Origin of the sequence: Brevundimonas sp. (genome assembly GCF_032017145.1) — a bacterium.
In the GTDB taxonomy this organism is placed as follows: Bacteria; Pseudomonadota; Alphaproteobacteria; order Caulobacterales; family Caulobacteraceae; genus Brevundimonas.
Window position 1 is genome coordinate 1 of the sequence record NZ_DALZQC010000147.1, and the last position, 6,094, is coordinate 6,094.

5 protein-coding genes are annotated in these 6,094 nt (G+C 68.1%); 1 reads left to right on the forward strand and 4 read right to left on the reverse strand.

Annotation, left to right across the window (positions count from 1 at the left end):
• Nucleotides 1-293: 293 nt before the first annotated feature.
• The gene (locus RTU05_RS16525; RefSeq protein WP_287105785.1) at nucleotides 294-1,316 is read left to right on the forward strand and encodes an IS110 family transposase; all 1,023 of its coding nucleotides are present in this window, start codon (nucleotides 294-296) and stop codon (nucleotides 1,314-1,316) included.
• Nucleotides 1,317-1,589: 273 nt separating this feature from the next.
• Here the strand turns inward: RTU05_RS16525 and RTU05_RS16530 are convergent, their stop codons facing one another.
• The 4 genes from RTU05_RS16530 to RTU05_RS16545 form a co-directional block, all read right to left on the reverse strand.
• A complete protein-coding gene (locus RTU05_RS16530; RefSeq protein ID WP_312599424.1) occupies nucleotides 1,590-2,996 on the reverse strand; it encodes a TolC family protein in 1,407 nt (468 codons plus the stop codon).
• Nucleotides 2,997-2,998: 2 nt separating this feature from the next.
• On the reverse strand, nucleotides 2,999-4,096 hold the full coding sequence (locus RTU05_RS16535) for an ABC transporter permease (RefSeq protein WP_312599425.1): 1,098 nt from the start codon (nucleotides 4,094-4,096) through the stop codon (nucleotides 2,999-3,001).
• Complete coding sequence (locus tag RTU05_RS16540; RefSeq protein WP_287105049.1) at nucleotides 4,096-5,217, reverse strand: ABC transporter permease; 1,122 nt, start codon at nucleotides 5,215-5,217, stop codon at nucleotides 4,096-4,098. The genes RTU05_RS16535 and RTU05_RS16540 overlap by 1 nt, the downstream gene beginning before the upstream one ends.
• Nucleotides 5,214-6,094: ATP-binding cassette domain-containing protein (locus RTU05_RS16545; protein ID WP_312599426.1), on the reverse strand; the 881-nt coding region annotated here is incomplete at its 5' end. The genes RTU05_RS16540 and RTU05_RS16545, both read right to left, overlap by 4 nt.

Below are 6,094 nucleotides of genomic sequence, written 5' to 3' on the forward strand. Positions count from 1 at the left end.
TCCTCTCCAGCTCCGAAAAGCTAGCATGGGTGTCCACCAAACCGAGGGAGGATCACCCATCATCGAACTCGCCTACCAGCTGCCGAAGCTGGCGAATGCGACACCGTTCAAGAGATCAAGCGCAAGCTCGCGTTGGAAGGCTACGTCAACATCGACCGTGTTCTGTACGGGCTGGACCGCGCGCGGCTTGAGTGACCGCTTTGCGCCGGTGAGCCGGTGTCCGCTCTTGATGCTGTGGACGGCTCTCCAACCCACCGGCAGCGTTGGCTTCCGGTCAGAGCTGGAGGAGAGCCATGGGACAGGTGGTCACTATCGGATTGGACATCGCGAAGTCGGTGTTCCAGGTGCACGGCGTCGATGCTGAAGGCGGCGTTGTCATTCGACAGAAGCTGACGCGAGCGCGCCTGCTGAAGTTCTTCGGCAAGCTCGCTCCGTGTCTGGTGGGGATCGAGGCCTGCGGAACTTCGCATCACTGGGCGCGCGAACTGATCGAGCTCGGTCACGATGTGCGCCTGATGCCGCCGAGCTATGTGAAGCCCTACGTGAAGCGCCAGAAGAACGACATGGCCGACGCGGAGGCGATCTGCGAGGCGGTCACTCGGCCGACCATGCGGTTCGTACCGGTGAAGTCGCCCGAGCAGCAGAGCGTCATGGTGTTGCATCGGACCCGGTCGATCCTGATCCGTCAGCGCATCCAGATCTCGAACGCGATCCGTAGCCATATGGCAGAGTTCGGCATGGCCGCCGCAGTCGGCCGTCAGGGCCTCCAGGCGTTGATCGCGATCGTGGAGGATTCCTCTGATGTCCGAGTGCCGGGGGAGGCCCGAGGTTGTCTGGGGATGCTGGCCGCCCAACTGCGGCTGGTGAACGATCAGATCCTCGATACGGATCGACTGATCAGGACCAACGCCCGCTCGACAGAGGTCGGCCGCCGGCTGATGGAGATCCCCGGTGTGGGCCCGCTGCTCGCCAGCGCCTTGGTCGGCACGATCACCGATCCGAAGGCCTTCAAGACTGGCCGTAATCTGGCGGCATGGATCGGTCTGGTCCCTCGACAGAACTCCAGCGGAGGCAAAGAGCGGCTCGGCGGCATCACTAAGCAGGGCGATCGCTACCTGCGACAGATGCTGGTCGTCGGCGCCTTGGCTGTCGTGCGCTACGCCGTTCGAAACGGAACACGCCGACCGTGGCTGGTTCAGTTGCTCGCGCGACGAACGCCGAAGGTCGCCGCCGTCGCGCTCGCCAACAAAACCGCCCGAATGGTCTGGGCGATCATGACCTCAGGCGAGCGCTACAGGGAGCCGCTGGCGGCGTAGAGATCAGGCCGAGGCGAAGCGCCTGGGTCAACGAACTTGGGAAGGGCGAACAGGATGTAATGCGACAGCCGGTCGACACCGGAAGGCGGGAAAACCCACATGCGCCAGAGCGCCTCGAGCGCGTGCTTTTGGTCGGGAACCATCTTCGCGGAAGGCATTATGGCCAGCGGTCATGCGTACCGCACCAACAGGTCGAACACATGGCCGCACCGACCAAGCTCAGCAGAACATCAAGATCACCCTTGCCAAAGGGGAGCCGTCCACACATGGCGCTCAACCGCCGCTCGTCGATCCCAATGCCTTGTAGGCCGAGACTGCTGCGGTTTGGACCCGGGTCGCCGCTTCAAGGGCGGCGTCAGCCGAGAGGAAGACGCCGCGCTGGATCGCCAGCCGGTCGAGCATGCTGCTTTCGCCTGCCTCCTCGGTCGCTCGGACCAGGGCGAGCCGCCGCGTCTGAGCCTCGGCGGCGGCGGCGGCTCGCGAAGATGCGCGTCGCGCTTCGCGATAGGTGATCAGAGCGGTCTCCGTCTCACTCAGCGCCTCCAACACCGTGCGTCGATAGGCAGCCTGCGCCGCGTCCCGCTCGGCGCGCCGACGATCGACCTCGGCCCGACGGCGACCCCCGTCCAGCAGAGGCGAGCTGATCGACAGACCGGCCAGCCAGAGGCGGCTCGCCGCATCGGCGAAGTCGCCGGGCTCCACGGACTCCAGCCCCAGGGCTCCGACAAGGCTGAACCGAGGATAGAGGTCGGCCACGGCGACGCCCTCCAGCCCAGTGGCGACCGCCAGTCGCCGCTCCGCGCGCACGATATCCGGCCGCGAGCGCAGCAGGTCGGACGGCGCGCCGGCGCCGAGCACCTCCGGAGCCCCGACCGGACCAGGCGAGGGCGCTGCCATCACGGTCTCGCCCGGCGCCCGGCCAAGCAGGACGTCGAGGGCCAGAAGCGCCCCTCGAGCCTCGGCCTCCAGGGCGGGGAGGCGAGCGGCGTCCTCCTCGGCCTGGGCACGAGCTCGCTCCAGGTCGATCATCGAGGCTTCGCCGGCCTGGACCCTCAGTTCTGTCAACCGGAGTATTTCGGCGGAGGCGTCGGCGACGTCGCGTAGCGCCTGAAGTCGAGCTGTCGCTCCTCGATGAATGAACAGGTTGCGGGCGGTTTCCGCCGCGACGCTCAGTCTCGCGGCCGCGAGATCCGCTTCGGCGATTCCGACCTCGGCGCCGGCGGCCTCGGCTTGGCGCCGGCCGCGCCCGAACAGGTCGATTTCCCACGAGGCGTCGAAGTCGGCCCTATACTGTTCCAGCTCCAGGTCCGGCGTCACCGAGGCCGGCAGGTTGGCGAGCTGCAGGCCGTTTTCGCTCAGCCTCTGTGCGTTCAGGTCGGCACCGCCAGACAGCTGGGGTCGGAAGGCGGCACCCGCCTGCCGGGCCTCGGCGCGGGCCGCCGCGATAAGCGCCGCCGCCTCCTGGACGGAGGGGTTTCGCGCGAGCGCCGTCTCTATCAGCCGGGTCAGCACCGGGTCGTCGAACCGCGTCCACCAGGGCGACGCGTCGGCTGCGGCGACTTCGCTCTCGTAGGCGGCGGGAACGGGGACGGGCGGAGGCGCGTGTTCCGGACCGACCGTCTGGCACGATGACAGCATCGTGGCCGCAGCCAGCACGAGCAGACGTGGGGCGGAGGTCATGGTCAGGCGACCTTTCGTCGGAACAGGCCGTAGGCGGCCGAAAGGGTGGCGACGGCGATAAAGATCAGCGGCCAGAGGTGGGTGGAGATCTCGGTCAGGCCGTAGCCCTTCAGGAACACCCCCTTCACGATGACGATGAAGTGCCGCAGGGGATCCAGCCAGCTGACCCATTGCAGGACTGTCGGCATGTTCTCCACCGGCCCGATGAAGCCGGACAGGAGGATCGCCGGCACCATGAAGACGAAGGCGCCGAGGAAGGCCTGCTGCTGGGTCTGGCTGACCGCCGAGATCAGCAGGCCGAAGCCCGCCAGCGCCAGCCCGTAGAGCAGGATGGCGACGTAAAGCAGGACCAGCGACCCCTCGAACGGCAACCGGTAGATCAGCCGGGCCGCCAAGATGATCAGCGTCGCCTGGACGGTCGCCACCATCAGCGCCGGAATGGCCTTGCCGGCCAGGATCAGCCCGTGGGTCAGCGGCGAGACCAGCACCTGATCCAGCGTGCCCTGCTCGCGCTCGCGCGCCACCGAGAGGGCGGTGACGATCAGGACGCCTAGGGTGGTGATGATGGCGACCAGGCTGGGGATCACGAACCACTTGCCGTCCAGGTTCGGGTTCCACCAGTGGCGCACGACGACATCCGGACGAGACGTCGGCCGCAGTTCGGCGCCCAGCCCCTGGACGACAGTCTGCACATATCCCGAGGCGATCTGGGCCGCGTTGGAACGGCGGGCGTCGGCGATCACCTGGACGGAGGCGGTGGGGCCGGCCGCCAGATCGGCCGAGAAGCCCTCTGGGATCGCCACGACGATCAGCGCCGTCTGGTTGTCGATGGCGGGGGCTACCTGCTGGCGGGAGGTCAGGCGTATGACCCGGTCGAACGCTTCGGCCGCGTCCAGCCTCTGGATCAGCTCCACGGCGGCGGCCCCCCGATCCTGGTCCAGCACGGCGATGGCGGCGTTGCGCACCTCCAGCGTCGCCGCCCAGGGGAACAGCACGATCTGCAGGATGACCGGCAGAATGAGCAGGCGCCGCCCGTTGGGGTCGCGCAAGAGGGCCTGCAGTTCCTTGCGGATCAGGGCGCTCAGTCGAAGCCAGAACATCAGTCCAGCCTCCGGGGCGTGCGCAGCGCCACCGCGCCGATGAAGATGGCCGCGATCAGCGTCAGGGCAACCAGGTTCCAGACGAACAGCCGCCCCGCCACGTCCGTCAGGAACAGGGTCTGCAGGATCGTCACGAAGTACCGGGCCGGGAACAGCAGGGTCACGGCCTGGACGACCTGCGGCATGCTGGCGATCTCATAGACGAAGCCCGACAGCATCATGGCCGGCAGGAAGCCCGCGTTCAGCGCGGCCTGGGCGGCGTTGAACTGGTTCTTCATCAGGGTGGAGAGCAAAAGCCCCAAGCCGAGCGCCGAGCCTAGGAACATTGAGGTCGCCAGAACCAGCAGCAGCGGGTCGCCCCGGAACGGCACGCCCATGACCCCGACCGCCAACCCGACGCAGACCGCCATCGAGCCCAGGCCGAGCGCGAAATAGGGCAAGAACTTCGACAGGATCAGTTCGACCCTCGTCACCGCCGTCGATAGCAGCCCCTCCATGGTGCCGCGCTCCCACTCCCGCGCCACGACCAGGGACGTCAGCAGGGCTCCGATCATCGTCATGACGATCACGATCGAGCCGGGCAGCAGCGAGTGCCGGCTGATGGCCGAGGGGTTGAACCACAGCCGCTGATCGACGCGGATGGCGGGTCCGGCTGACCCGCCCCGGTCCTGCGCCTCGAACACGCTCCAGCGTTCGACCGCGCCGGAGACGTAGTTGGCCACGAATCCGGCGGTGTTCGGCACGCTGCCGTCGGTGACGATCTGGATCGTGGGGCGTCGACCGGCCGCGACGTCACGGGAGAAGTCCTGGGGGATGACGGCGAAGCCGCGGATCGTCTCCTCGCCCAAGGCCTGGCTCAGCTGTTCGGGTCGCGCGACTTCGACCACCTCCAGATAGGGTGAGCCGGCGATGACGTCGGCCAGCCGCCGCGCCGCTGCGCCATCATCCTGCACCGACAGGCCGATGCGCGTGGCGCCGGTATCCAGGTTCACGCCATAGCCGAACAGGAACATCAGGATCACCGGCAGCACCGCCGCGATCAGGATGGTCGAGGGGTCGCGCACGATCTGCAGCGCTTCCTTACGGCAAAGGGCGACCAGGCGGCGGACGGACGGGGTCATGCGGCCTCGGCCTCCCGCGCCGTGTCCGAGCGCTGCACCAGGGTGATGAAGGCCTCTTCCATGTCCGGGTCGGCCTCGTCCGCGCTCGCCGCCTCGCGCCGCAGGTCGTCAGGCGCGCCCAGCGCGATCAGGCGACCGCGATAGATCAGGCCGATCCGGTCGCAGTATTCGGCCTCGTCCATGAAATGGGTGGTCACCATCACCGTCACCCCCTTGGCCACCACCCCGTTGATGTGGGACCAGAACTCGCGCCGGGTGATCGGGTCGACGCCGGACGTCGGCTCATCCAGGAACAGGATCGCCGGGTCGTGCATGATAGCGCAGGCCAGCGCGAGCCGCTGCTTGAAGCCCAGCGGCAGGGCGTCGGGCGAGACGCCGAGATAGGGCTGGAGCGCGAAGGCCTCGATCATCGCCGCCACCCGGTCGCGCTTCCGCACCCCGGCGAGGCCATAGATGCCGGCGAAGAACTCCAGGTTCTGGCGGACGGTCAGGGCGCCGTAGAGCGAGAACTTCTGGGCCATGTAGCCCAGCTTCTGCCGGGCCGCCTCGGGGCTGCGGCTCAGGCTCAGACCCAGCACCCGGGCCTCGCCGGCCGTCGGGGTCAGGAGCCCGCACATCATCTTGAATGTGGTCGATTTGCCCGCGCCGTTGGGCCCGAGCAGGCCGAAGATCTCGCCCTGCCTGACCTCGAAGGTCACGTCGTCGGTGGCGGCGAAGTCGCCGAACCGCTTGGTCAGATGCTCGGCCTCGATCACCGCCTCGGGCCGGTCGGCGCGCGCCGGCGCCTCCAGCAGGCGCGCCACCACCGACCCGCCCTTGGGCGCGCCGCCCAACAGGTCGACGAAGCCGTCCTCCAGCCGGGGCGGCGTCGGCTCGA